At 65.7% G+C, this 22,676-nt stretch carries 23 protein-coding genes; 22 read left to right on the top strand and 1 reads right to left on the bottom strand.

All coding sequences use genetic code 11. The features are described from left to right. Positions 1 to 97: 97 nt before the first annotated feature. From nadA to panC, 5 genes are all read left to right on the top strand, one after another. A complete protein-coding gene (nadA, locus tag ACFC2Y_RS09660) occupies positions 98 to 1,150 on the top strand; it encodes a quinolinate synthase NadA (RefSeq protein ID WP_375174702.1) in 1,053 nt (350 codons plus the stop codon). Between the two features lie 4 nt (positions 1,151 to 1,154). Then, positions 1,155 to 2,723, top strand: a complete 1,569-nt coding sequence (locus ACFC2Y_RS09665) for an L-aspartate oxidase (RefSeq protein ID WP_375174701.1) — start codon at positions 1,155 to 1,157, stop codon at positions 2,721 to 2,723. Then, positions 2,720 to 3,568, top strand: coding sequence for a carboxylating nicotinate-nucleotide diphosphorylase (gene nadC / locus ACFC2Y_RS09670; RefSeq protein ID WP_375174700.1), 849 nt, complete (start codon positions 2,720 to 2,722; stop codon positions 3,566 to 3,568). The genes ACFC2Y_RS09665 and nadC overlap by 4 nt, the downstream gene beginning before the upstream one ends. Positions 3,569 to 3,679: 111 nt before the next feature. Continuing rightward, a complete protein-coding gene (gene panB, locus ACFC2Y_RS09675) occupies positions 3,680 to 4,507 on the top strand; it encodes a 3-methyl-2-oxobutanoate hydroxymethyltransferase (RefSeq protein ID WP_375174699.1) in 828 nt (275 codons plus the stop codon). Beyond that, on the top strand, positions 4,504 to 5,385 hold the full coding sequence (gene panC, locus ACFC2Y_RS09680; protein ID WP_375174698.1) for a pantoate--beta-alanine ligase: 882 nt from the start codon (positions 4,504 to 4,506) through the stop codon (positions 5,383 to 5,385). The genes panB and panC overlap by 4 nt, the downstream gene beginning before the upstream one ends. Before the next feature lie 2 nt (positions 5,386 to 5,387). Here the strand turns inward: panC and ACFC2Y_RS09685 are convergent, their stop codons facing one another. Beyond that, positions 5,388 to 5,996: a LuxR C-terminal-related transcriptional regulator gene (locus tag ACFC2Y_RS09685; RefSeq protein ID WP_375174697.1), complete on the bottom strand. Its 609-nt coding sequence runs from the start codon at positions 5,994 to 5,996 to the stop codon at positions 5,388 to 5,390. 111 nt (positions 5,997 to 6,107) lie between these two features. Between ACFC2Y_RS09685 and ACFC2Y_RS09690 the strand changes: the two genes are divergently transcribed. The 17 genes from ACFC2Y_RS09690 (at position 6,108) to ACFC2Y_RS09770 (ending at position 22,612) form a co-directional block, all read left to right on the top strand. Then, entirely contained in the window at positions 6,108 to 7,304 is a 1,197-nt protein-coding gene (locus ACFC2Y_RS09690; RefSeq protein WP_375174696.1) for a substrate-binding domain-containing protein, read from the top strand. 76 nt (positions 7,305 to 7,380) lie between these two features. Next, entirely contained in the window at positions 7,381 to 8,145 is a 765-nt protein-coding gene (locus ACFC2Y_RS09695; RefSeq protein WP_375174695.1) for an ABC transporter ATP-binding protein, read from the top strand. After that, positions 8,142 to 8,846: an ABC transporter ATP-binding protein gene (locus tag ACFC2Y_RS09700; protein ID WP_375174694.1), complete on the top strand. Its 705-nt coding sequence runs from the start codon at positions 8,142 to 8,144 to the stop codon at positions 8,844 to 8,846. The genes ACFC2Y_RS09695 and ACFC2Y_RS09700 overlap by 4 nt, the downstream gene beginning before the upstream one ends. A gap of 11 nt (positions 8,847 to 8,857) precedes the next feature. Next, positions 8,858 to 9,850 (top strand): branched-chain amino acid ABC transporter permease, encoded by a 993-nt coding sequence (locus tag ACFC2Y_RS09705; RefSeq protein ID WP_375174693.1) that lies wholly within the window; start codon positions 8,858 to 8,860, stop codon positions 9,848 to 9,850. Between the two features lie 7 nt (positions 9,851 to 9,857). Continuing rightward, entirely contained in the window at positions 9,858 to 10,931 is a 1,074-nt protein-coding gene (locus tag ACFC2Y_RS09710; RefSeq protein ID WP_375174692.1) for a branched-chain amino acid ABC transporter permease, read from the top strand. Continuing rightward, entirely contained in the window at positions 10,928 to 11,779 is an 852-nt protein-coding gene (locus ACFC2Y_RS09715) for an alpha/beta fold hydrolase (RefSeq protein ID WP_375174691.1), read from the top strand. The genes ACFC2Y_RS09710 and ACFC2Y_RS09715 overlap by 4 nt, the downstream gene beginning before the upstream one ends. Positions 11,780 to 11,840: 61 nt before the next feature. Further along, positions 11,841 to 12,674 carry a helix-turn-helix domain-containing protein gene (locus ACFC2Y_RS09720; RefSeq protein ID WP_375174690.1) on the top strand — a complete coding sequence of 278 codons (834 nt, stop codon included), beginning with the start codon at positions 11,841 to 11,843 and terminating at the stop codon, positions 12,672 to 12,674. After that, positions 12,671 to 13,669, top strand: a complete 999-nt coding sequence (locus ACFC2Y_RS09725) for an ArsJ-associated glyceraldehyde-3-phosphate dehydrogenase (RefSeq protein ID WP_375174689.1) — start codon at positions 12,671 to 12,673, stop codon at positions 13,667 to 13,669. The genes ACFC2Y_RS09720 and ACFC2Y_RS09725 overlap by 4 nt, the downstream gene beginning before the upstream one ends. Positions 13,670 to 13,730: 61 nt before the next feature. Then, complete coding sequence (arsJ, locus tag ACFC2Y_RS09730; RefSeq protein ID WP_375174688.1) at positions 13,731 to 14,996, top strand: organoarsenical effux MFS transporter ArsJ; 1,266 nt, start codon at positions 13,731 to 13,733, stop codon at positions 14,994 to 14,996. Beyond that, on the top strand, positions 14,993 to 16,006 hold the full coding sequence (gene arsB, locus ACFC2Y_RS09735; RefSeq protein WP_375174687.1) for an ACR3 family arsenite efflux transporter: 1,014 nt from the start codon (positions 14,993 to 14,995) through the stop codon (positions 16,004 to 16,006). Before arsJ ends, arsB begins: the two co-directional genes overlap by 4 nt. 306 nt (positions 16,007 to 16,312) lie before the next feature. Then, positions 16,313 to 16,984 carry a TetR/AcrR family transcriptional regulator gene (locus ACFC2Y_RS09740; RefSeq protein ID WP_375174686.1) on the top strand — a complete coding sequence of 224 codons (672 nt, stop codon included), beginning with the start codon at positions 16,313 to 16,315 and terminating at the stop codon, positions 16,982 to 16,984. Between the two features lie 57 nt (positions 16,985 to 17,041). Further along, positions 17,042 to 18,100: a C4-dicarboxylate TRAP transporter substrate-binding protein gene (locus tag ACFC2Y_RS09745; RefSeq protein WP_375174685.1), complete on the top strand. Its 1,059-nt coding sequence runs from the start codon at positions 17,042 to 17,044 to the stop codon at positions 18,098 to 18,100. Then, positions 18,097 to 18,657 (top strand): TRAP transporter small permease subunit, encoded by a 561-nt coding sequence (locus ACFC2Y_RS09750; protein WP_375174684.1) that lies wholly within the window; start codon positions 18,097 to 18,099, stop codon positions 18,655 to 18,657. Before ACFC2Y_RS09745 ends, ACFC2Y_RS09750 begins: the two co-directional genes overlap by 4 nt. Next, positions 18,650 to 19,954 carry a TRAP transporter large permease gene (locus tag ACFC2Y_RS09755; RefSeq protein ID WP_375174683.1) on the top strand — a complete coding sequence of 435 codons (1,305 nt, stop codon included), beginning with the start codon at positions 18,650 to 18,652 and terminating at the stop codon, positions 19,952 to 19,954. The genes ACFC2Y_RS09750 and ACFC2Y_RS09755 overlap by 8 nt, the downstream gene beginning before the upstream one ends. 14 nt (positions 19,955 to 19,968) lie before the next feature. After that, entirely contained in the window at positions 19,969 to 20,964 is a 996-nt protein-coding gene (locus ACFC2Y_RS09760; protein ID WP_375174682.1) for an MBL fold metallo-hydrolase, read from the top strand. Next, entirely contained in the window at positions 20,964 to 21,707 is a 744-nt protein-coding gene (locus ACFC2Y_RS09765; RefSeq protein WP_375174681.1) for a glutathione S-transferase family protein, read from the top strand. Before ACFC2Y_RS09760 ends, ACFC2Y_RS09765 begins: the two co-directional genes overlap by 1 nt. Then, entirely contained in the window at positions 21,704 to 22,612 is a 909-nt protein-coding gene (locus ACFC2Y_RS09770; RefSeq protein ID WP_375174680.1) for a fumarylacetoacetate hydrolase family protein, read from the top strand. The genes ACFC2Y_RS09765 and ACFC2Y_RS09770 overlap by 4 nt, the downstream gene beginning before the upstream one ends. Positions 22,613 to 22,676 lie beyond the last annotated feature (64 nt).

A 22,676-nucleotide genomic window follows, 5' to 3' on the forward strand; every position in this document is an offset into this window, starting at 1 on the left:
AGTCTCACATAAGTAGCAAGCGAGCCGCCGGACACACGCCGCTGGCACCACCATCCCCTGTAGGGGTGGAACGCAATAATCTGAGGAACTCTCGCTCTTGCTCGACCAGATCGCGCTGCGCACCGAACTCGCCGATCACTACGATCTCTCCCCCTCCACCGACATCGCGAACGCCACCGCAGACATCTATGCCCGGATGGACCGGGTGGTCACCCCGCCGGACTGGGCGATCTTCGCCCCCTATGTCGCGGCCATCAACAAGCTGAAGAAGGAGCGCAACGCCGTCATCCTGGCGCACAACTACATGACGCCGGAAATCTACCACGGCATCGCCGATGTGGTGGGCGACAGCCTGCAACTGGCGATCGAGGCGACGCGCGTCGAGGCCGATGTGATCGTGCAATGCGGCGTGCATTTCATGGCCGAGACGTCGAAGATCCTGAACCCGTCCAAGACGGTTCTGATCCCGGATATGGAGGCCGGCTGTTCTCTGGCCGAAAGCATCACCGCCGAAGGCATCGCAGAGATGCGCGCCAAATACCCCGGCGCCCCGGTCGTGACCTATGTGAACACCACCGCCGAGGTGAAGGCGGCGTCGGACATATGCTGCACCTCCTCCAACGCGGCAAAGATCGTCGCGGCGCAGGAGAGCGACACGGTCATCATGACGCCCGACAAATACCTGGCCCAGAACATCGCGCGACAAGTGCCCGAGAAACGGATCGTGTGGTGGGACGGGTCCTGCATCGTGCATGAACGCTTCACCGCCCAGGACCTGCGCGATTTCCGCAGCTACAACCCCGAAACCCGCATCATCGCCCACCCCGAATGCCCGCCTGACGTGGTGGACGAGGCCGACTTCTCCGGCTCCACCAGCGGGATCATCTCCTACGTGGAGCGTGAGAAACCCGCCAAGGCGATGCTGGTCACCGAATGCTCCATGGCCTCCAACATCTCCGGCGCGCTGCCGGAGGTCGATTTCGTAGGTCCATGCAACATGTGCCCCTACATGAAGAAAATCACGCTGGAGAAGATCCTCTGGTCGCTTCACACCATGGAAGGCGCGGTGGAGGTCGACCCGGCCGTGGCCGAAGGCGCGCGGCGGGCGGTTCAGCGGATGATCGACCTCTCGCAGCGGCTCGCCGGATAAGCGGATGCAGAGCATCGACACGGGCCGTGTCCTTATCGTCGGCGCCGGGCTGGCGGCTCATTACGCGGCGCTGAAACTGGCGCCGCGCCCCGTCCTGATGATCTCGCCCGAACCGCTTGGCGAGGGGGCAAGCTCCGCCTGGGCACAGGGCGGCGTGGCCGCCGCGATGGACCCGCGCGACAGCGCCGCCGCCCATGCCCGCGACACGGTGCGCGCGGGCGCCGGCACCGTCGACCCGACCGTGGCAGAGGAGGTCACGGCAGAGGCCCGCGCCCATATCCTCGACCTCACCGGGTTAGGCACCCCCTTCGACCGCACCGCGCAGGGCGAATACGTCCTGTCGCGAGAGGCCGCGCATTCCTTCGCCCGCGTCGTGCGCGTGCGCGGCGACCAGGCCGGGGCGGAAATCATGCGCGCCCTCACCGCACAGGTGCGCGAGGCCGATCACATCCAGGTGCTCGAAGGGGTCATGGCCACCGGCCTGCACCTCGAGGAGGGCCGCGTTGCCGGCGTCACCGTGGCCCGCTGCGACACCGGGTTGAGCGCGGACTGCCTGATCCGTGGCGCCGCCTGCCTGCTGGCCGGGGGTGGCTCCGGCGGGCTCTACGCCCTGACCACCAATCCACCACGCATCCGGGGTCAGGTGATCGGCATGGCGGCCCGCGCCGGGGCGGTCATCGCGGATGCGGAATTCGTCCAGTTCCACCCGACCGCCATCGACTGCGGCCTCGACCCCGCCCCCCTGGCGACCGAGGCCCTGCGCGGCGAGGGCGCGACCCTGATCAACGCGCGGGGCGACCGCTTCATGCTGTCCGAGCATCCGGATGCGGAGCTGGCCTCGCGCGATGTCGTCGCCCGCGCCGTCTATGCCCAGACCCAGGCCGGGCTGCGCCCCGCCCTCGACACCCGCACGGCCATCGGCGCGCGCATTCTGACCGATTTCCCCGCCGTCGCCGCCGCCTGTCAGGAGGCCGGGCTGGACCCGCTGCGCGATCCGATCCCCGTTGCCGCCGCCGCGCATTACCACATGGGCGGGATCGCCGCCGATACGGAGGGGCTGACCTCCCTCCCCGGGCTCTGGGCCTGTGGCGAGGTCGCCTCGACCGGGCTGCACGGGGCCAACCGCCTCGCCTCCAACGGGCTGCTGGAGGCGCTGGTCTATGCCCGCCGCTGCGCCTTGGCCATCGAGGCGACGCTTGGCCCCGCCACCGCCCCACAGCCCGCCATCACCCTGCCCGATCTGCCCCCGGCCACGCCCCCCGATCCGGCGCTTGTCGCCCGCCTGCGCCGCAGCATGACTGACGGTGCCGGTGTGATCCGAAACGCCGACGGTCTGCGCCGCACCCTGGCCCAGATCGAGGAAATCGAGGCCGCACAACCCGGCAACACCCCGCTCCTGAACATGACCGCCACCGCCCGGCTGATCGTCACCGCCGCCCTGCGGCGCGAGGAAAGCCGGGGGGCGCATTTCCGGTCCGATTTCCCTCAAACCGGCACTGACGCGCAACGCTCCTTCCTGACCCTGACAGAGGCGATGACCCATCCCCTCGCCCGCCATCCGGAGACGACATGACCCACCCCCCCCTGCCGGACCTGATCTTGGAACCGCTGATCCGCGCCGCCCTGATGGAAGACCTGGGCACTTACGGCGACATCACCACCCGCACGGTCATCCCCGCGGGCACGACCTATGCCGCCTGTCTGCGCGCCCGCGAGGCCGGGGTGGTCTCCGGCCTGCAGATCGCCGCCATCGCCTTTCGCCTGGTCGATCCGGCCCTGACCGTCACCGCCCATGCGGCGGATGGCGATCGGATCGAACCGGGCGTCACGCTGATGGAGATCACCGGCAGCGCCGCCTCGATTCTGTCGGCTGAACGGGTCGCGCTGAACTTTGCCGGGCGGCTGTCGGGCATCGCCACGCTGACCGCCGCCTTCGTCGCCGAAACCAAGGGAACCGATACCCGCATCACCTGCACCCGCAAAACCACGCCGGGCCTGCGCCTGGTCGAGAAACAGGCGGTGTTGCACGGCGGCGGATTCAACCACCGCTCTTCCCTGTCTGACGCGATCCTGATCAAGGACAACCACATCGCCGCCGCCGGGGGCATCCGGCCCGTCCTGCGCGCGGTCAAGGCGCAGGCGTCGCATATGATCCGGACGGAGATCGAGGTCGACCGGATCGACCAGCTGGAAGAGGTGCTGGAGGAGGGCGGCGCGGATGTTGTCCTGCTGGACAACATGGACACGCCGACTCTGCGCGAAGCCGTGGCCCTGACCAACGGCCGCCTGATCCTGGAGGCTTCCGGCAACATGACACTGGAGCGTATCGCGGAGGTCTCGGCGACCGGCGTGGATTACATTTCCTCCGGCGCGCTGACCCATTCGGCCCGGACGCTGGACCTCGGCCTGGACTTTTGACGAGCACCAATATTTCCGAAACGAAATACCAAACGCAATAAAATTACGCTGCACTTGCATAACGCCCGGCCAACCTGTATCGCTCCCCCTACGTCACCGGGAAGGACCGAGATGAGCCAGCAAGCCCCCCAGAAAAACCTCAGCGCCGCCGACATTCGCGCCCGCAAGGGCACCGCGCCGCTGGTCTGCCTCACCGCCTATACGACCCCTGTCGCTCAGCTGGCCGACCCGCATTGCGACCTTGTTCTTGTGGGCGACAGCGTCGGCATGGTGCTGCATGGCCTGCCCTCCACCCTCGACGTGACGATGGAGATGATGATCCTGCATGGCCGCGCCGCCACCCGTGGCGCCAGTCGCGCGCTGGTCGTCGTCGACATGCCCTTTGCAAGCTACGAGGAAAGCCCGGCCCAGGCCTTCCGCAATGCAGCACGGCTGATGGCGGAAACCGGCGCGGGCGCGGTCAAGCTGGAGGGCGGACGGCATATGGCCGAAACAATTCGCTTCCTCACCGACCGGGGCATCCCGGTCATGGCGCATATCGGCCTGACCCCCCAGGCGGTCAATGCCATCGGCGGTTACAAGGTGCAGGGTCGCGGGGCCGATGCCGACCGCATCCGCGCCGATGCCCGCGCTGTGGAGGAGGCCGGGGCCTTTGCCGTCGTGCTGGAAAAGGTCCCCGCCGCCCTGGCAGACACGATCACGGCGGAGGTGGACATCCCGACCGTCGGCATCGGGGCATCGGCAGGCTGCGACGGCCAGATCCTGGTGATCGACGACATGCTGGGCCTGTTCGACGCCTTCAAACCGAAGTTCGTCAAACGCTACGCTCATCTCGCCACCGACGCCGACCGGGCCATCGCCACCTACGCCAAGGAGGTCCGCGCTCGCACCTTCCCCGCCCCCGAACATATCTTTGCCGACGAAGGAGCCGCCAAATGAAGATCATCCGCCGCAAGGCCGATCTGCGCGAGCTGACCGAAACCTGGCGCCGCGCCGGGGAGAGCATCGGCGTAGTCCCCACCATGGGCGCCCTGCACGCCGGGCACCTCAGCCTCGTGGACGCCGCGCGCGAGGGCACCGACCGCGTGATCGTCACCCTTTTCGTCAACCCGCGCCAGTTCAACAGCCCCCAGGATCTGGAGAATTACCCAAGAACGGAGGAAAGCGACGCGGCCAAGCTCATGCCCTACGGCATCGACGTGCTCTACATCCCGGAGCCGGAGGAGATCTATCCCGAGGGCTTCGCCACCACGATCTCCATCACCGGGCTGACCGAAGGCCTGTGCGGCGCCACCCGGCCCGGGCATTTCGACGGTGTCGCGACGGTGGTGGCTAAACTCTTGCTGCAAACCGATGCCGACCGCGCCTATTTCGGGGAAAAAGATTACCAGCAGCTACAGGTCGTCCGCCGTCTGGCCACCGACCTCGACCTGAAAACCCGGATCATCGGCTGCCCCACGATCCGCGAGGAGGACGGGCTTGCCATGTCCTCCCGCAACCTGCGCCTCGATGCGGCGGCCCGTGACACCGCCCCGGCGATCCGCCGCGTGTTGACCGACACCGCCCATGCGATCGAATGCGGCATAGCGGTCCCTGCCGCCCTTGCCGCCGCCCGCGAAGCCCTCGCAGCGGCGGGGATGGGCGAGATCGACTACCTCGACCTTCGCGGCGACCCGGATCTGCAGCTGATGACGGAGGCCAACCGCCCCGCCCGGCTCTTCATCGCCATCTGGCTGGACGGGGTGCGCCTGATCGACAACCTGCCCGTTCCGGCCACGCAGCCGATCAGTACCGACAGGCCCGTTCAGCCCGCCTGACCCTAGCGCCCCACGATCCGGGATTCGTCCAGGCTGCCCATGGACTGGAACAGCGCGCTGGTGTTGGCCACGCCGAACTTCTTGAGCAGCTTGGCGCGATAGACCTCCACCGTGCGGTGCGACAGGTCCAGCTTGATCGCGATTTCCTTGCTGGTCAGCCCGTCCGCCAGCAGCGAGACGATCTCCCGCTCGCGCCTGGTCAACTCCCGGTAGGGCCGGATTTCCGACAGATCGGCAAAGCTCCAGACCGCGCGCATCAGCGGCTCGTCGGGGGTGAAGGAATGCCCCCGCACCCGGCACCAGAACAACGTCCCGTCCTTCTTGGCCATGATCCGTTCGTCCCAGTAACGGTTCGTCTCACGCAACTCCTCGACCCCACGGTCGCGTATGTTCACGAATTCCTCGTTGCTGGGATAGAGCGCCGAGAAATAGCAATCCCGCAACTCCGCAGGGGCATAGCCGAACATCGCGGCGAAGGCCTGATTGCAATCGCGGATCACCCGGTTTTCGGTCAAAACCAGTCCGATAGGGGCGTGATCAAAGGCGATGCGCGCGAAATCACCCGTTTCATAGGCCTCGTCGATACGCGATTCTACTGTACGTGTTTCCACAATATTGTGCCGTTCCGACCCTGGGAGGATACTCTCGTCCGCAGATAGGCTTAGACGACGACCCTCTGGGACACAACGTTGCAGCGTCGTCTGACAACGGGAGGATAGATTATGAAATCGCTATTCCGCGCGATTGGAACCGCTGCGGTCGGCCTGGCACTGGCGACCACGGCAATGGCCGAGGACCCGATCAAGATCGCACTGGTCCACGGTATGTCCGGCTCGTCCTTCGAGGTCTTCTCGAAGCAGACGCACACCGGCTTTGAAATGGGTCTCGAATACGCCACCGGCGGCACGATGGAGATCAAGGGCCGCAAGATCGAGATCATCAAGAAGGACACCCAGTTCAAGCCCGACGTGGCCCGCGCCGTCCTGGCCGAGGCCTATGGCGACGACGAGGTTCTGATCGCCGTTGGCGGCACCTCTTCCGGCGTGACCAAGGGGATGCTGCCCATTGCGGAGGAATACGAACGTATCCTCCTCGTCGAACCCGCCGTGGCCGACAGCCTGACCGGGCCTGACGCCAACCGCTACATCTTCAAGACCTCGCGCAACTCCTCCATGGACATGCAGGCACAGGCGCTGGCGCTCCAGCCCGACGAGAACCTCCATGTCGCCACCCTGGCCGAGGATTACGCCTTTGGCCGCGACGGGATCGAGGCGTTCAAATCCGCCCTCGACGGCAGCGGCGCGACCATCGTGACCGAGGAATACGTGCCCCAAGGCACCACCGACTTCACCGCAGCCGCCGAACGCATGTTCAACGCGCTGAAGGACAAGGAGGGCCGCAAGGTCATCCTGATCTACGTCGCCGGCGGTGGCGATGCGCCGGGCAAGATCCAGGCCATGGACCCCTCGCGCTATGACATCGAGATCTCCATGGGCGGTCACATCCTGCCGGTCCTGCCGACCTACAAGCGGTTCCCCGGCATGGAAGGCGCGGTCTATTACTACTACGAAGCCTACGACAACGAGATCAACAATTGGCTTGTCGAGGAACACATGAAGCGGTTCGAGACCCCGCCGGATTTCTTCACCGCAGGCGGCATGGCCTCGGCCCTCGCCATCGCGAAGGCGCTTGAGACGGCAGAAACCATCGACACGGAAGGCCTGATTGCTGCGATGGAAGGCATGACCTGGGACACCCCCAAGGGCCCGATGACCTTCCGCCCCGAAGATCACCAGGCGCTGCAGTCCATGCTGCACTTCAAGATCCGCGTGGACGAGGGTGTGGACTGGGCGATCCCGGAAAAGGTCCGGATCATCGAAGCCGACGAGATGGACATCCCTCTCGGCCGCATGAACTGATCGGCGCCATCCCGGCCCGATCCCCGGCCCGCCCCCGACGGCGGGCCGGACACCCCAAAAGACTGCCAGACATCCCATGACACGCCCTTCCCTCACGACCGAGGACCTGACGATCCGTTTCGGCGGCCATGTCGCGGTCAACAAGGTCTCCTGCGACTTCCGCCCCGGTGAACTGACGGTGATCGTCGGCCCGAACGGCGCAGGCAAGACGACCTACTTCAACCTCATTTCCGGTCAACTGACCGCCACCGAAGGCCGCGTCCTCAAGGACGGCGTCAATCTGACGACCCTGTCGCCGTCGGCCCGCGCGCATCACGGCATCGGCCGTGCGTTTCAGCTGACCAACCTCTTTCCGCAGCTTTCGGTGCTGGAGAACATCCGTCTCGCCGTGCAGGCCCATTCCGGCGATGGCTGGCGCATGTTCAAATCCGCCGCCGCGCTGACCGACCTCACCGCCCGCGCCGAACGCTACCTCGAGGCGGCCAAGCTGACCCGGGTGGCGCATCTGCCCGCCGCCACCCTGCCCCATGGCGACCAGCGCAAGCTGGAGGTCGCCCTGCTGATGGCGATGGAGCCCGACATCTACATGTTCGACGAACCGACCGCCGGCATGTCGCTGGATCACACGCCCGACGTGCTGGACCTGATCGCCGAGTTGAAGCACGACCAGACCAAGACGATCCTGCTGGTCGAACACAAGATGGACGTCGTCCGCGCCCTCGCCGACCGCATCATCGTCCTGCACAACGGCGAACTTCTGGCCGATGGCGCCCCCGAAGAGGTCATGTCCAGCCAGATCGTCCGCGACGTCTACCTCGGCAAGTCGGAGGACGCGGCATGAGCCTCCTCTCCCTCCGCTCCATGAAGACCGACATCGGGCAATACGCCGTGCTGCACGATGTCTCCATCGAGGTGCCCGAGGGCGGCGTCTTTGTCCTGCTTGGCCGCAACGGCGCGGGCAAGACCACCACGCTGCGCTCGATCATGGGGCTCTGGCAGCCCTCCCCCGGGTCCGTGCACTTTCGCGGTCAGGACATCACCGGGATGCACACCGCCGACATCGCCCGCCTCGGCATCGCCTTCGTGCCCGAGGACATGGGCATCTTCGGCAGCCTCACGGTGGAGGAGAACCTCGTCCTCGCCACCGCCTCCGGCAGCTTCGACCAGGACCGCCTGCAGCGGATCTATACCCTCTTCCCCGCGCTGGAAAAGTTCTGGACCAAACAGGCCTGGAGCCTGTCGGGCGGGCAGAAACAGATGCTGTCGGTCGCCCGCTCGATCATCGAACCCCGCGACCTGATCCTGATCGACGAACCGACCAAGGGCCTCGCCCCATCCATCGTCGATGCCATGGCCGAGGCCTTTCAGGACATCTCCGCCACCACGACGATCCTGCTGGTGGAGCAGAACTTCCAATTCGCCAAACGGCTGGGCCGCGACATGGCCGTCATCGACGACGGCCGCATCGCCCACGCCGGAACAATGGCCGATTTCGTGGCCGACAAGGCCCTGCAGGACCGCCTGCTCAGCCTGTCAGCCTGAGGACCCAGATCATGGACCAACTTTCCCGCACCCTCGAACGCTTCGGCGGCGTGAACCTGTTGCCCCTCGCCGTCGCGCTGGTGGCCTTCGTGCTGATCGGCACCCCCTCCTCCTGGGTCACTCTGACCGTGGCGGGCCTCGCCATGGGGATGATGATCTTCCTCATGGCCTCGGGCCTGTCGCTCGTCTTCGGCCTGATGGATGTGCTGAACTTCGGCCATTCCGCCTTTGTCAGCTTCGGCGCCTTCGTTGCCGCCTCCACCCTCGCCTACTTCAGCGGCTGGCTGGGCGGGGACAGCGTGATCCTCTCGGCCCTCGCCCTGATCCTCGCCATCGCCGCCGCCATCGCCTTTGGCCTCATCGGCGGCTGGTTCTTCGAGACTGTGATCATCAAGCCGGTCTACAAGGACCACCTGCGCCAGATCCTGATCACCATGGGCGCGCTAATCGTCGCCGAACAGATCATCCTGGCCATCTGGGGCGGCACGCCGATGTCCGTCCCGCGCCCCGCCTTCCTCGAAGGGTCCTGGATCATCGGCGATGTCTCGATCGAGATCTACCGCATCTTCGCCCTTGCCCTCGGTGTCGTCGTCTACGCCCTGCTCTACCTCGTGCTCAACCGCACCCGGATCGGCCTGCTGATCCGCGCCGGCGTCGAAAACCGCGAGATGGTCGAGGCGCTCGGCTTCCGCATCGACCGGCTCTTCATCGGGGTCTTCATGGCGGGCTCCGCCCTGGCGGCCATGGGCGGGGCGACCTGGGCGGGCTATCAGACGCTGATCGACCCCGCGCTTGGGGCGGAGATGATGATCATCGTCTTCATCGTCGTCATCATCGGCGGCCTCGGCTCCATCGAGGGCACGCTTCTGGGCGCCCTGCTGGTCGGGCTGGTCTCCAACTACGTCGGCTTTCTCGCCCCCAAAATGTCGCTCGCCTCCAACATGATCCTGATGGTGGCGATCCTTCTGTGGCGGCCTGTCGGCCTGAAACCCGCGATCAAGTGAGGGCGCTATGACAACTCCGCAAACCAAGGGCGCCCTGCTGGTCAAGACCGTGGTCTTCGTCATCGCCGCGATGCTCCTCTTCGCCCCCTTCCTCTTCCAGGACGTCCGCTCGATCGAGGTCGCGGCCCGCATCTGCATCTTCATCGTGCTGGTCGCCAGCTATGACCTTCTGATCGGCTACACCGGCATCGTCAGCTTCGCCCATACGATGTTCTTCGGCTTCGGGGCCTATTGCGCGGCCATCGCGCTGAAGGAAATGGGCAATGGCTGGGGTTCGGTCCTCGTTGGCTCCGCCGCCGGGATCGCCCTGTCGCTGGCGCTGGCCGTGGCCATCGGCCTGCTGTCGCTCCGCGTCAAGGCGATCTTCTTTGCCATGATCACCCTCGCCGCCGCCTCCGTCGCGCTGGTGCTGGCCTCGCAGCTGAACCAGATCACCGGGGGCGAAGACGGGATCACCTACCGCGCGCCGGACCTCTTCAAACCGGCAACCAAGCTCTGGGTGGACGGTGAGGGCAAGGTCGCCCGCCTCTTCGGGGTCCGACTGAACGGCAAGATCGCCGCCTATTACTTCGTGTTCTTCACCTCGCTCGCCCTCTTCATCGTGATGCTGCGCATGGTCGCCTCCCCCCTCGGCACCGTCCTCAAGGCCATCCGCGAGAACGAGGCCCGGGCCGAGGCCACCGGCTACCGCGTCGTCAGCTACCGGACCTTCGTCTTCTGCATCACCGCCGTCATCGCCTCCCTCGCGGGCAGCATCTATGCGATCTGGCTGAAATACACCGGGCCGGACACCGCCCTGTCCTTCGCCATCATGATCGACATCCTGCTGATGGTGGTGATCGGCGGCATGGGCACGCTCTGGGGCGCGGTGATCGGCGCGGTGCTGATGGTGCTGGCGCAATACTACCTGCGCGACCTGATGGAGGTCGCGGCAGAGGCCACCACCGCAATCCCCCTCCTGCCAGACCTGCTGGACCCCGACCGCTGGCTCTTCTGGCTGGGCATCATCTTCATCCTGCTGGTCTACTTCTTCCCCAAAGGGATCGCCGGCACGATTATGGACCGGGGGGCCCGCACATGAGCGCGCCCCGCCATGCCCTCGTCCCGGTGATGGACCACGAAATCCACGTCACCGAATGGGGCACCCCCGGCAAGCCCGGCCTGATCATGTGGCACGGCCTCGCCCGCACCGGGCGCGATTTCGACGAACTGGCCGCCGCCCTCTCCGCCGATTACTTCGTCCTCTGCCCCGACACGATCGGCCGCGGCCTTTCCAGCTGGTCCGCCGATCCGGAGCGGGAATATTCGCTCGAATACTACTCCGGCATCGCCGCCGACCTGATGGACGCCTACGGGCTGGAGAGGGTCGGCTGGATCGGCACCTCCATGGGCGGGCTGATCGGCATGCGCCTAGCGTCCGGCCCGCTGGCCGACCGGCTCAACTGGCTGATCGTCAACGACATCGGCCCGGAAATCCCGCAAGACGCCATCGACCGCATCCTCGCCTATGCCGCCACCTCGCCCGAGTTCCAGACCGTGACCGAGGCCGAGACCTGGCTGCGCACCGCCTACATCCCCTTCGGCGAGGCGCCAGACGCCTTCTGGCGCCGCATGGCCCGCAGCTCCGTCCGTCGCCAGGCCACCGGCACCTTCACCACCCATTACGATCCGAAGATCACGGTTCAGTTCACCGCCTCCCCCGACGATTTCCGGGGCTGGGACCGCTTCAGCAAGATCACCCTGCCGCTGCACCTCATCGCCGGGGCGACCTCCGACCTCCTCACGCCCGAGATCATCCAGCGGATGCAGGCGCTTCAGCCCGCGATGGAGGTCTCCGTCGTCGATGGCGCGGGCCACGCCCCCACCCTGTCGCGCGATCAGGACATCGCCCGGGTCAAGGCCATCATCGCCCGGCTCATCAGCACCTGACCCCCGGCGTCACAAAACCTTCACTTGCGACTCCACTCTATATTTCATAATTCCATGAATTATGGAAAAAGCGATCTCCGATATCCTGACCACCCTGGGTCACCCGCAGCGGATCGCGCTGTTCCGCCTGCTCATGCGTCGCTATCCCGACCGCGTGCCCGCAGGCGAACTGGCCATGACGCTCGACATTAAACCCAGCACCATGTCCACCTATCTCTCTGCGCTACAACGCGCGGGGCTGGTGACACAGGAGCGCGTCGGCACATCGCTTCTCTACGCCATCGAGATGACAACCGTGCAACGGATGTTCGACTACCTTTTTGTGGACTGCTGCCGCAACCGCCCTGACCTCTGCCTTTCTCTCAGCCCAGGAACCGCCCCCATGTCTGATAAGAAATACACCGTCCTCTTCATCTGCACCGGCAATTCCGCCCGGTCGATCTTTGCCGAAACCCTGCTGCGCGACCTCGCAGGCGACCGGTTCACCGTCTATTCCGCCGGCACCCGGCCGCAGTCCGAACTCAACCCCTTCGCCGTGCAGGTGCTGAAGGACAAGGGCCACGACACCTCCGCCCTGCGCGCCAAGAACGTCGCCGAATTCTCCGGCCCCGAAGCGCCCGACCTCGATTTCGTCTTCACCGTCTGCAATCAGGCCGCGAACGAGGAGTGCCCGGCCTGGGAAGGCCAGCCGATCAGCGGCCACTGGGGCATGGAAGACCCGGTCAAGGTCACCGGCACCGACGCCGAAAAAAGCCTCGCCTTCCAGCAGGCCTATGGCGCCCTGAAACGCCGGATCGAAGCCTTCACCGCCCTGCCGGTCGACAGCCTCGACCGCATCGCCCTGCAATCCGCCGTCGATGACATCGGCCGCACCGGTACGGAAACCACAGCATGACCACCTACGCGCTCAACGGCCTAGGCCGCATGGGAAAACTCGCCCTCCGCCCCCTGTTGGAGCGCGGGGCGAAGATCGCCTGGATCAACGACGCCACCGGCGATCCGGAAATGCACGCCCACCTTCTGGAATTCGACACGGTCCACGGTCGCTGGCCCGCCGCCTTCTCTCATGACGCCGATAGCGTCACCATCGACGGCTCCCGCCTGCCCTTCATCGGCACCCGCGACCTGACGGCCTTGCCTCTCGACGGGGTCGACGTGGTCATCGACTGCACCGGCGCCTTCAAGACCGAAGCGAAACTCGCCCCCTATTTCGATGCCGGTGTGAAAAAGGTCGTCGTCTCCGCCCCGGTCAAGGACGGCCCCACGGCCAATATCGTCATCGGTGTGAACGACACCACCTATGACCCCGCCGCACATCACATCGTCACTGCCGCCTCCTGCACCACCAATTGCCTTGCCCCGGTGGTCAAGGTCATCCACGAAAACCTGGGCATCAAACACGGCTCCATGACCACGATCCACGATGTGACCAACACCCAGACCATCGTCGACCGCCCCGCCAAGGACCTGCGCCGCGCCCGCTCCGCCCTCAACTCGCTGATCCCCACGACCACAGGCTCCGCCACCGCGATCACCCTGATCTACCCCGAACTCAAGGGCCGCCTGAACGGCCACGCCGTCCGCGTGCCGCTCTTGAACGCCTCGCTCACCGACTGTGTTTTTGAGGTCGAACGCGCGACCACCGCCGAAGAGGTCAACGCCCTCTTCAAGACCGCCGCCGAAACCGACCTCAAGGACATCCTGGGCTACGAGACCCGCCCCCTCGTCTCCGCTGACTATACCAACGACACCCGCTCCTCCATCGTGGATGCGCCCTCGACCATGGTCGTCAACGGCACCCAGGTGAAGATCTATGCCTGGTACGACAACGAGATGGGCTATGCGCATCGCCTTACCGATGTCGCGCTGATGGTCGGGGCCGCGCTCTGATCCCCGGCTCCATCTTTCCTCAAATACTCAAAAGACCCAACCACCCGGAGCGACCGCCCCGATGACTGACCGCCCCCAAGGCCTCTCCGCCTATATCGCCGTCACCGCCGCCTACTGGGCCTTCATGCTCACCGACGGGGCGCTGCGGATGCTCGTGCTGCTGCACTTCCACACCCTCGGCTTCACGCCAGTGCAGCTGGCCTATCTCTTCGTGCTCTACGAGGTCGCGGGCATGATCACCAACCTCACGGCCGGTTGGATCGCCGCGCGCTTCGGCCTGACCGCGACACTCTACGCCGGGCTTTCGATCCAGGTGCTGGCGCTGCTTGCCCTCACCCAGCTCGACCCCGGATGGGCCATCGCCACCTCCGTCGCCTTTGTCATGTGCGTCCAGGGGGCCAGCGGGGTGGCCAAGGACCTCGCCAAGATGTCCTCCAAATCCGCCGTCAAACTCCTCGCCCCGACAGAGGGCGGCGGCCTCTTCAGATGGGTCGCCCTGCTGACCGGCTCGAAGAACACGGTCAAGGGGCTGGGCTTCCTGCTTGGCGCGGCCCTCCTTGCCACGCTTGGCTTCACCGGGTCGGTGCTGGCCATGGCGTTGATCCTCGCCCTGATCCTGGCCGCCGTCGCCACCTTCATGCCCGGCGGCCTGCCACGCGGCCGCAAGGGGGCAAAGTTTTCCGAGGTCTTCTCGAAATCCGCCAACGTCAACTGGCTGTCGGCGGCCCGTGTCTTCCTCTTCGGGGCGCGCGATGTCTGGTTCGTCGTCGGCATCCCGATCTACTTCTACGCGGTCCTCTCCGACGGGACGGAGGAGGGCAACCGCGCCGCCTTCTTCATGATCGGCAGCTTCATGGCGCTCTGGATCATCCTCTACGGCGCGGTTCAGGCCGCCGCCCCGCGCATCCTGCGCGCCGCCACCCGACCCGAAGCCGATCTGATCAGCGCGGCCCGCCAATGGGCCGCCCTCCTGTTCCTCGTCCCCGCCGCGCTGACCGCCGCGACGCTGACGACCTCCGGCCCGCAGGACTGGCTGACAGTCACCCTTGTCGCGGGTCTGCTGGCCTTTGGGGCGATCTTCGCGATCAACTCCGCGCTCCACTCCTACCTGATCCTCGCGTTCACCAGATCCGAACGGGTCACCATGGACGTCGGCTTTTACTACATGGCCAATGCCGGGGGGCGCCTGATCGGCACGTTGCTCTCCGGCCTGACCTACCAGATCGGCGGCCTGCCTCTGGTCCTCGGCACGGCCTCCGCTATGGTGGCGTTGGCCGCGCTCACCTCCGGCCGCCTCGATCCGCAACACCAAGACATCCCGACATGAACACATTCGAACGCCTGCTGACCCTCTGGGTCGCGCTCGCCATGGCGGCAGGGCTGATCCTTGGCACCCTGGTCCCCGGCCTTGTCCAGACTGTCGCCGCCGCCGAGGTCGCCTCGATCAACCTCGTCGTGGCCGTGCTGATCTGGGCCATGGTCTATCCCATGATGGTCAACGTCGATTTCGGGGCCGTCGCCGGGGTCGCCCGCCAGCCCAGGGGTCTGTTGGTTACCCTCACGGTCAATTGGCTGATCAAACCGTTCAGCATGGCGCTACTGGCCGTTCTCTTCTTCGAGCACATCTTCGCCCCCTGGATCGACCCGCAGGATGCGACGCAATACATCGCCGGGCTGATCCTGCTGGGTGCGGCCCCCTGTACCGCCATGGTCTTCGTCTGGGCGCAGCTGACGCGGGGGGATGCGACCTACACGCTCGTCCAGGTGTCAGTGAATGACTTGATCATGGTCGTGGCCTTTGCCCCGATCGTGGCCCTGCTCCTCGGCGTAACAGACATCACCGTGCCATGGGAAACGCTCGTCCTTGCAACCATCCTCTACGTCGCCCTGCCTCTGATTGCGGGCCTGCTCACACGCCGCGCCCTCGGGACGGCACAGGCCATCGACGCCTTCACCACCCGGATCAAGCCGCTCTCCATGGTCGGCTTGATCGCCACCGTCGCCATCCTCTTCGGACTGCAGGGCGAGGTCATTCTGTCGAAACCCGCGGTCATCGCGCTGATCGCCGTGCCGATACTGATCCAGAGCTACGGGATCTTCGCCATCGCCTATGCCGCCGCCTATGTCCTGAAGGTGCCGCACCGCATCGCCGCCCCCTGCGCTCTGATCGGCACGTCGAATTTCTTCGAACTCGCCGTGGCCGTGGCGATCAGCCTCTTCGGCCTGAACTCCGGCGCGGCGCTGGCCACTGTCGTCGGGGTCCTGGTCGAGGTCCCGGTGATGCTCTCGCTCGTCGCCTTCGCCAACCGCACGCGGAATAGCTTCATCACAGAGTGACCACGCGTCCCGGCCCCCGCGCCGGGACCCGCTGAGCCGACGCGCCGGATGCATCGGCTAGGACGCACGGGCGCGCTGTGGTGACAGCGGATACGGGTAGAGAGCCGTGCGAAGGTGGACCCTCGGCGAGGCTCCGGCGCAGGGCCGTGGCAGATCGACCGCAACCCGGCCCCCGCGCGTCCCGGCCCCTGCGCCGGGACCCCGCCCTACCGACGCTTACCCCATAAAATCAATAAATTCATCCACATACCAAAAACACAAATCCGGTCATTGACTCATCGCCCGATTCAAACAACTGTTTCAATCATGCGCTTGAACCCTGATGATCGCAGCCGCTCCGACACCCGCGTCGCCATCCGCGCCGCGGCCGAGGACCTATATGCCGAGCAGGGGATCAACGGGGTCACCACCCGGGCGCTGGCCGAACGGGCCGGGGTGAACATGGCGGCGGTGAACTATCATTTCGGCAACAAGGACAACCTCACGCTGGAGGTCTTCCGCGATGTCTGCCGCCGCACCGTGCGGCGCCGTCTCGACAGCCTGAACCGGATCGAGGCCGAGGCACAGGCCACCGGCACCCGCGCCCGGGTCGCCGATATCGTCGAGGCCTTCGTCGACGCCTACGTCAACGAGGACGACCCGCAATCCGGCATCCTGCTGGCCGAGTTCGTTCTCAAGCACCGGGTGGAACCCAACGAATGGACCCGCGCCATCGTGGCCGAGGAACTGGACGAGCTGGCCCTGCGCTATATCGCGGCGCTGAATGCCGCCGCCCCGCACCTCACCCCGCGTGAGGCGCACTGGCGCTACCATCTGATGGTCGGCGCCATCCTGATGACCCTCAGCGACGAGGCCACGGGCGGGCGTATCGCACGCCTCTCCAATGGCCTCTGCGCACCCGAGAACCGCATGGAATTCCGCCATCAGATGGTGGCCTTCCTCAGCGATTCCTTCGGCAGGGGGGACGACCGAACCTGACATCAACCAATGACAAGCCGGGCCAACCGGCACACTGAAATCTCTGGGAGGAGAAACATGACCAAACTCACCACGACCGGCCTGGCCGGTGCCTTCGTCCTCGCGTCGGGCCTGCCCGCCCTGGCCGAAACCTATTCCTTCACCATCGTCGCCGGCCACCCGCCGATCACCGGCGGCGTCGCCGAACTCAACGAGGTGTTCATCCCCGAGGTGAACAAGCGCCTCGAAGCCATGGGCCACAGCGTCAACTGGACCGAGGCCTACGCCGGCTCCGTCGCCGATTTCCAGGGCGTGCTGGAGGCCGTCGAAAGCGGGATCGCCGAATTCGGCTATGTCCCTCACCTCTTCGAGGGCGACAAGCTCCCGCTGGAACAGATCACCTATGTCACCCCCTTCGGCACAAGCGACCTGAGCGTGCTGATGGATGTGATCGGCAAGCTGCACGACGAAATCCCCGAAATGGACGAAGCCTGGGCCGAGAACGGGCAGAAGGTCCTCGCCCCTGTCGGCATCGACAGCTACCACTTCGTCACCAACTTCGAGATCAACTCCATGGCCGATCTCGAAAACCGCAAGATCGGGACCGCCGGCCTCGCGCTCAACTGGCTGAAGGACACCGGCGCGATTCCCGTCGCGGGCGCCCTGCCGACCTTCTACAACTCCATGTCCACGGGGCTCTATGACGGGGTCATGACCTTCGAAAGCGCGATCACGCCCTACAAGTTCTTCGAAGTCGCGCCCAACATCACAAAGATCGACTTCGGGGCGCAGTACGCCTCGGCCCTCACCGTCAACCTCGACATCTGGAACGACCTGCCCGAAGACGTGCAGGCCGCGATCCAGGAGGCGGCGGACCTCTACCGCGAAAGCACCGCGCAATACTACCAGGACGCGGGTGCGAACTCACTCGCCAAGGCCGCCGAAAGCGGCGCCACGATCAAGGAGGTCTCGCCGGAGTTCCGCGCCGAATACGCCGCCGCGCTGCCCAGCTTCGCCACGGAATGGGCCAAGAAGCTGGACGCCGAAGGCAAGCCGGGCACCAAGACACTGGAAACCTACATGCGCCTGTCCAGGGAAGCCGGGGTGGAACACGCCCGCAAATGGGGTGACATGTGAGCCAGCCTGACACAGCAACCCTGCCCGACCGCCTCCCCGGCGGTCGGGTCGCCCGGTGGCTGCAGATCGCGGCCCTCGTCCTGGCCGTCATCGGCGGCCTCGGCACGCTCTTCATCATGGGCATCATCAACGCCGATGTGATCGGACGCGGGGCCTTTGGCAAACCGGTGCCCGCCACCGCGGAAATCGTCTCCGCCATGATCGTGGCCGTGGTCTTCCTGCAATTGCCCCAGGCGACGGCAGCGGGGCGCAACGTCCGCGCCGACATGCTGATCGGCAAGCTGCACGCGCGCGGCGGACGCTCCGGCCCGATGCTGGATTTCTTTCACCACCTCGTGGGCGCGATCATGCTGGCGATCCTGCTGCGCTACATCTGGCCCGAGATCATGGGCTCGATCCGCGGCAATGAAACCGTCGGCCTCTACGGCATCTTCACCATGCCCCGCTGGCCCTTCGTCACCGCCGTGCTGATCGGCTGCGCGCTGACGCTGGTGCAATACCTCCTTCTCACTCTGGGCTTTGCCAAGGCCGCCTTCGGAAACCCCACGCATGACTAATGTAGAAATCGGCATCGCCTCCATCGCGATCATCCTGCTGCTGATCCAGATGGGGATGCATGTGGCCATCGCCCTGATGACCGTCTCCTTCTTCGGCGTCTTCTTCGTGAAGGGCAAATTCATCGTCGCCGGATCGCTGCTCAGCCAGGCTGCACTCGACGGGGTCGCGCGCTATTCGTTCGGGGTGATCCCGCTCTTCGTCCTTATGGGGGTCCTTGTCGGGGCCTGCGGGCTGGGCCGCGATGTCTTTGACGTGGCCGGACAGCTCTTCCGCAAGTTCAAGGGCGGGCTGGGCATCGCCACCGTCTTTGCCAATGCGGTCTTTGCTGCGGTCAACGGCACGTCCATCGCCTCGGCTTCGGTCTTCACCAAGGTCGCCGTGCCCGAATTGGTCCGCCAGGGCTACACTCCGCGCTTCTCCGTCGGGGTGGTCGCGGGCTCCTCGGTGCTGGGCATGCTGATCCCGCCCTCTCTGCTGCTGATCCTCTACGGCATCATCGCGGAAACCTCGATCGGCGACCTCTTCACCGCAGGCATCGTGCCGGGGTTGATCCTGGCCGCCTTCTTCTGCCTCGCCATCATCTTCATGGCCCGCTTCTTCCCCGGCTTCACCGGCGCGCCCGAAACCTCGAGCCTGCCGCTGATGTCGCGCGGCACCATGGCGCTGAAATCCCTGCCGATCGTCCTGCTGATCCTGCTGGTCCTCGGCGGCATCTACGGCGGCTTCTTCACCCCGACAGAGGCCGGCGGCGTCGGCGCCCTCGGCGCGCTCATCATCGCGCAGATCAAGGGCCGACTGTCTTGGCGCGAAATCGGACGCATCCTGCTGGAAACCGGGCAGGTCACCGCCTCGATCACCTTCCTGATCATCGCCGCGCACATGTATTCGCGCCTGCTCGCCCTGACCGGGCTGCCGAACGCGATGACCTCGCTGCTGGCGACCTATGACCTCGGCCTCTATGCCGTGCTGGTCCTCTACCTGATCGCGATCCTGCTGCTCGGCACGATCCTCGACAGTTCGTCGATCCTGCTGATCCTGCTGCCGCTGATCCTGCCCGTGGTCATGCCCTTCGGCGTCGACATCATCTGGTTCGGCATCCTCACGATCATCGCCGTTGAGGTCGGCCTGCTCACGCCACCGCTCGGCGTCGCCTGTTTCGTCATCAAGGCGAACATCGACGACGACCGCATCACCCTCAACGACATCTTCGCCGGTGCCGCACCCTTCGCCCTGATCATGGTGGTGATGGTGGCGCTGGTGCTCTTCTTCCCCTGGCTCGCCACGGCGCTGCTCTGACGAAAGGTCATCCCATGTATTCAGACACCAAACGCGATCTGGAAAACCTCGGCAACGGGCTCTGGGCCTGGGTCCAGGGGGATGGCTCCTGGGGCTGGTCGAACTCCGGCCTGATCACCGGCGAGGACGGGCAGTCCCTCGTCGTCGACACGCTCTTCACCGGCAAGCTGACAGAGGACATGCTGGAGGCCTACCGCCGCGCCGATCCCGCCGCCGCGCAGATCGACATCCTCGTCAACACCCACTCCAACGGCGACCATACCTTCGGGAACCACCTGGTTGGTGACGCCCGGATCATCGCCTCCGAAGCGGCCCGCGAAGAGATGGAGGAGCGCCCCGCCTCCTTCTTCAAGGCCGCCGCCGCCGACCCCGCCGCCTACGGCGTCTTTGGCAATTTCCTGCACAACTACATGGGCAAGACCTTCGATTTCTCCGACATCGAACACACCCCCCCGACCGAGGTTTTCAAGGGCTCGAAGACCCTCACCGTCGGCGGCCGCAGGGTCGAGCTGACCGAGCTGGGCCCGGCCCACACGCGCGGCGACATCATCGTCTACCTGCCCGACAGCAAGGTCTGCTACACCGGCGATCTGGTCTTTCACGGCGGCCACCCGATCATGTGGGCCGGGCCGGTCGGCAACTGGATCGCCGCTTGCGACCATATCCTCGGCCTCGACGCCGACATCATCGTCCCCGGCCATGGCGCGATCACCGACAAGAGCGCCGTACAGGGCCTGCGCGACTACTTCGCCCATATCCTGGCCGAGACGAAGAAATGCTACGAGGCCGGGCTGAGCTGGGAAGAGGCCGCCTTCGAGGTGGGCTATGCCAATTTCGACAGCTGGCTGGATCGCGAGCGTGTCGTTGCCAACGTGGCCACGATCTATCGCGAACTGTCGGGCGGCAAGGTCAACCCCATGCAGGAAGACGTGCTGCGCCACATGCTGCGCTACTCCGCCGGGGCCAAATGCCCGCATGACGAGGCCTGCGGTTGCGGAAAGGCCCACTGATGCTTGAACTGCTGAACAACCCGATCTCCACCTGTTCGCAGAAGGTCCGTCTGACCCTGCACGAAAAGGGCATCCCCTTCACCGACACCACGCTGAATTTCCGCAAGAAGGATCACCTCAGCCCGGAGTACCTGAAGCTGAACCCAGATGGCGTGGTGCCCACCCTGCTGCACGACGGCCGCCCGGTCTGCGACAGCTCCGTCATCATGGAATACCTCGACGAGGTCTTCCCGGCGACGCCGCTCTCCCCCACCAATCCCTATGACCGCGCCAAGATGCGCAAATGGCTGCGCTTCATCGAAGAGGTGCCGACCGCCGCCATCCGCATCCCCAGCTTCAACAAGGTCTTCGTCCGCCACCGCCGCGACCTGAGCCAGGAGGATCTGGACAAGGACACCAAGGCCCGCACCCTGCGCAAGACCTTCTATGAGGAAATGGGCCGCGACGGGTTTTCCGACGCGCGCGAGGCGGAGTCGCTGGAACGCCTGCGCGAAACCGTCACCCGGATGGATGGGGCGCTGGCCGACAAGGACTGGCTCTGCGGCCCGCTGACCCTTGCGGATTTCTGCGTCGTCCCCACCATCGACCGGATGCGCGATCTGGGCCTCGCCCCGATCTGGGACGACCTGCCCAACTTCGCCCGCTGGTGGACGGCCATGCAGGACCGCCCCGCCTACCGCGCCACCTATTACGAGGGCACTCGCGTGTCCGACATCTATCCCGATCTGAAGGAACCCGCATGAAACTCGTCACATTCGAAGCCACCCCCGGCACACAGCAGATCGGCATCCTCGAGGGCGAGGAAATCGCGATCCTCGACGGTGCCGCCAACCCCGCCTTCGCCTCCATGCTCGCCCTGATCGAGGCCGGCGACGAGGGCCTCGACGCCGCCCGCGCCGCGCAATCCGGCGCCAAACGCATCGCCCTGTCGGAGGTCCGCCTGCGCGCCCCCCTGCCCCTGCCGGTGCAGATGCGCGATTGTCTGACGTTCGAGCTGCACCTGCGCCAGGCCCGCGCGCGGCTCATGGGCAAGGAACCGGACGAGATCGAGCTGCCGCAGATCTGGTACGACCAGCCGATCTACTACAAGGGCAACCGCTTCTCCGTCTCCGGCCCGGAGGACGAGATCATCTGGCCCAAGGGCGAAACCCGCCTGGATTTCGAACTCGAACTCGGCGCGATCATCGGCAAGGGCGGCTGCGACATCCCCGCTTCCGAAGGGGTCAACCACATCTTCGGCTTCCTGATCTTCAACGATTTCTCCGCCCGCGATCACCAGATGATGGAAAGCGCCGGCGGCCTTGGCCCGGCCAAGGGCAAGGACTTCCGCACCGCCAACGCCATGGGCCCCTGTCTGGTGACCCGGGACGAGATCGGCGACGGCTCCGGCCTGACCATGATCGCTCGTGTGAACGGCGAGGAATGGGCACGCGGCAACTCCTCCTCCATGCACCACAGCTTCGGCCGGATCATCGAACATGTTTCCCGTGACGAGGTGCTGCACCCGGGCGAATTCCTCGGCTCCGGCACTGTCGGCGGCGGCTGCGGGCTGGAGATCGGCCGCTTCCTCGAACCCGGCGACGTGGTCGAACTGGAGATCGAGGGCATCGGCGTCCTGCGCAACCGGATCGCGCCCGAGCGGCGGTAGCGTCGGCGGGCCTGGCGGCGGGGTAGAACCCCGCCCGACGCCCGCGCGCGTCTCACTCTGCAAT

Source organism: Pseudooceanicola sp., from assembly GCF_041987405.1.
Lineage (GTDB): Bacteria > Pseudomonadota > Alphaproteobacteria > Rhodobacterales > Rhodobacteraceae > Pseudooceanicola.

What these genes read in the sequence shown, in the direction of transcription:
- ACFC2Y_RS09760 (WP_375174682.1), top strand. Translation starts at nt 19,969, where the DNA reads ATGTATTCAGACACCAAACGCGATCTGGAAAACCTCGGCAACGGGCTC.
- ACFC2Y_RS09755 (WP_375174683.1), top strand. Translation starts at nt 18,650, where the DNA reads ATGACTAATGTAGAAATCGGCATCGCCTCCATCGCGATCATCCTGCTG.
- ACFC2Y_RS09720 (WP_375174690.1), top strand. Translation starts at nt 11,841, where the DNA reads ATGGAAAAAGCGATCTCCGATATCCTGACCACCCTGGGTCACCCGCAG.
- panB (WP_375174699.1), top strand. Translation starts at nt 3,680, where the DNA reads ATGAGCCAGCAAGCCCCCCAGAAAAACCTCAGCGCCGCCGACATTCGC.
- ACFC2Y_RS09715 (WP_375174691.1), top strand. Translation starts at nt 10,928, where the DNA reads ATGAGCGCGCCCCGCCATGCCCTCGTCCCGGTGATGGACCACGAAATC.
- ACFC2Y_RS09695 (WP_375174695.1), top strand. Translation starts at nt 7,381, where the DNA reads ATGACACGCCCTTCCCTCACGACCGAGGACCTGACGATCCGTTTCGGC.
- arsB (WP_375174687.1), top strand. Translation starts at nt 14,993, where the DNA reads ATGAACACATTCGAACGCCTGCTGACCCTCTGGGTCGCGCTCGCCATG.
- ACFC2Y_RS09725 (WP_375174689.1), top strand. Translation starts at nt 12,671, where the DNA reads ATGACCACCTACGCGCTCAACGGCCTAGGCCGCATGGGAAAACTCGCC.
- arsJ (WP_375174688.1), top strand. Translation starts at nt 13,731, where the DNA reads ATGACTGACCGCCCCCAAGGCCTCTCCGCCTATATCGCCGTCACCGCC.
- ACFC2Y_RS09700 (WP_375174694.1), top strand. Translation starts at nt 8,142, where the DNA reads ATGAGCCTCCTCTCCCTCCGCTCCATGAAGACCGACATCGGGCAATAC.
- ACFC2Y_RS09745 (WP_375174685.1), top strand. Translation starts at nt 17,042, where the DNA reads ATGACCAAACTCACCACGACCGGCCTGGCCGGTGCCTTCGTCCTCGCG.
- ACFC2Y_RS09770 (WP_375174680.1), top strand. Translation starts at nt 21,704, where the DNA reads ATGAAACTCGTCACATTCGAAGCCACCCCCGGCACACAGCAGATCGGC.
- panC (WP_375174698.1), top strand. Translation starts at nt 4,504, where the DNA reads ATGAAGATCATCCGCCGCAAGGCCGATCTGCGCGAGCTGACCGAAACC.
- nadC (WP_375174700.1), top strand. Translation starts at nt 2,720, where the DNA reads ATGACCCACCCCCCCCTGCCGGACCTGATCTTGGAACCGCTGATCCGC.
- ACFC2Y_RS09765 (WP_375174681.1), top strand. Translation starts at nt 20,964, where the DNA reads ATGCTTGAACTGCTGAACAACCCGATCTCCACCTGTTCGCAGAAGGTC.
- ACFC2Y_RS09690 (WP_375174696.1), top strand. Translation starts at nt 6,108, where the DNA reads ATGAAATCGCTATTCCGCGCGATTGGAACCGCTGCGGTCGGCCTGGCA.
- ACFC2Y_RS09665 (WP_375174701.1), top strand. Translation starts at nt 1,155, where the DNA reads ATGCAGAGCATCGACACGGGCCGTGTCCTTATCGTCGGCGCCGGGCTG.
- ACFC2Y_RS09705 (WP_375174693.1), top strand. Translation starts at nt 8,858, where the DNA reads ATGGACCAACTTTCCCGCACCCTCGAACGCTTCGGCGGCGTGAACCTG.
- ACFC2Y_RS09710 (WP_375174692.1), top strand. Translation starts at nt 9,858, where the DNA reads ATGACAACTCCGCAAACCAAGGGCGCCCTGCTGGTCAAGACCGTGGTC.
- ACFC2Y_RS09740 (WP_375174686.1), top strand. Translation starts at nt 16,313, where the DNA reads ATGCGCTTGAACCCTGATGATCGCAGCCGCTCCGACACCCGCGTCGCC.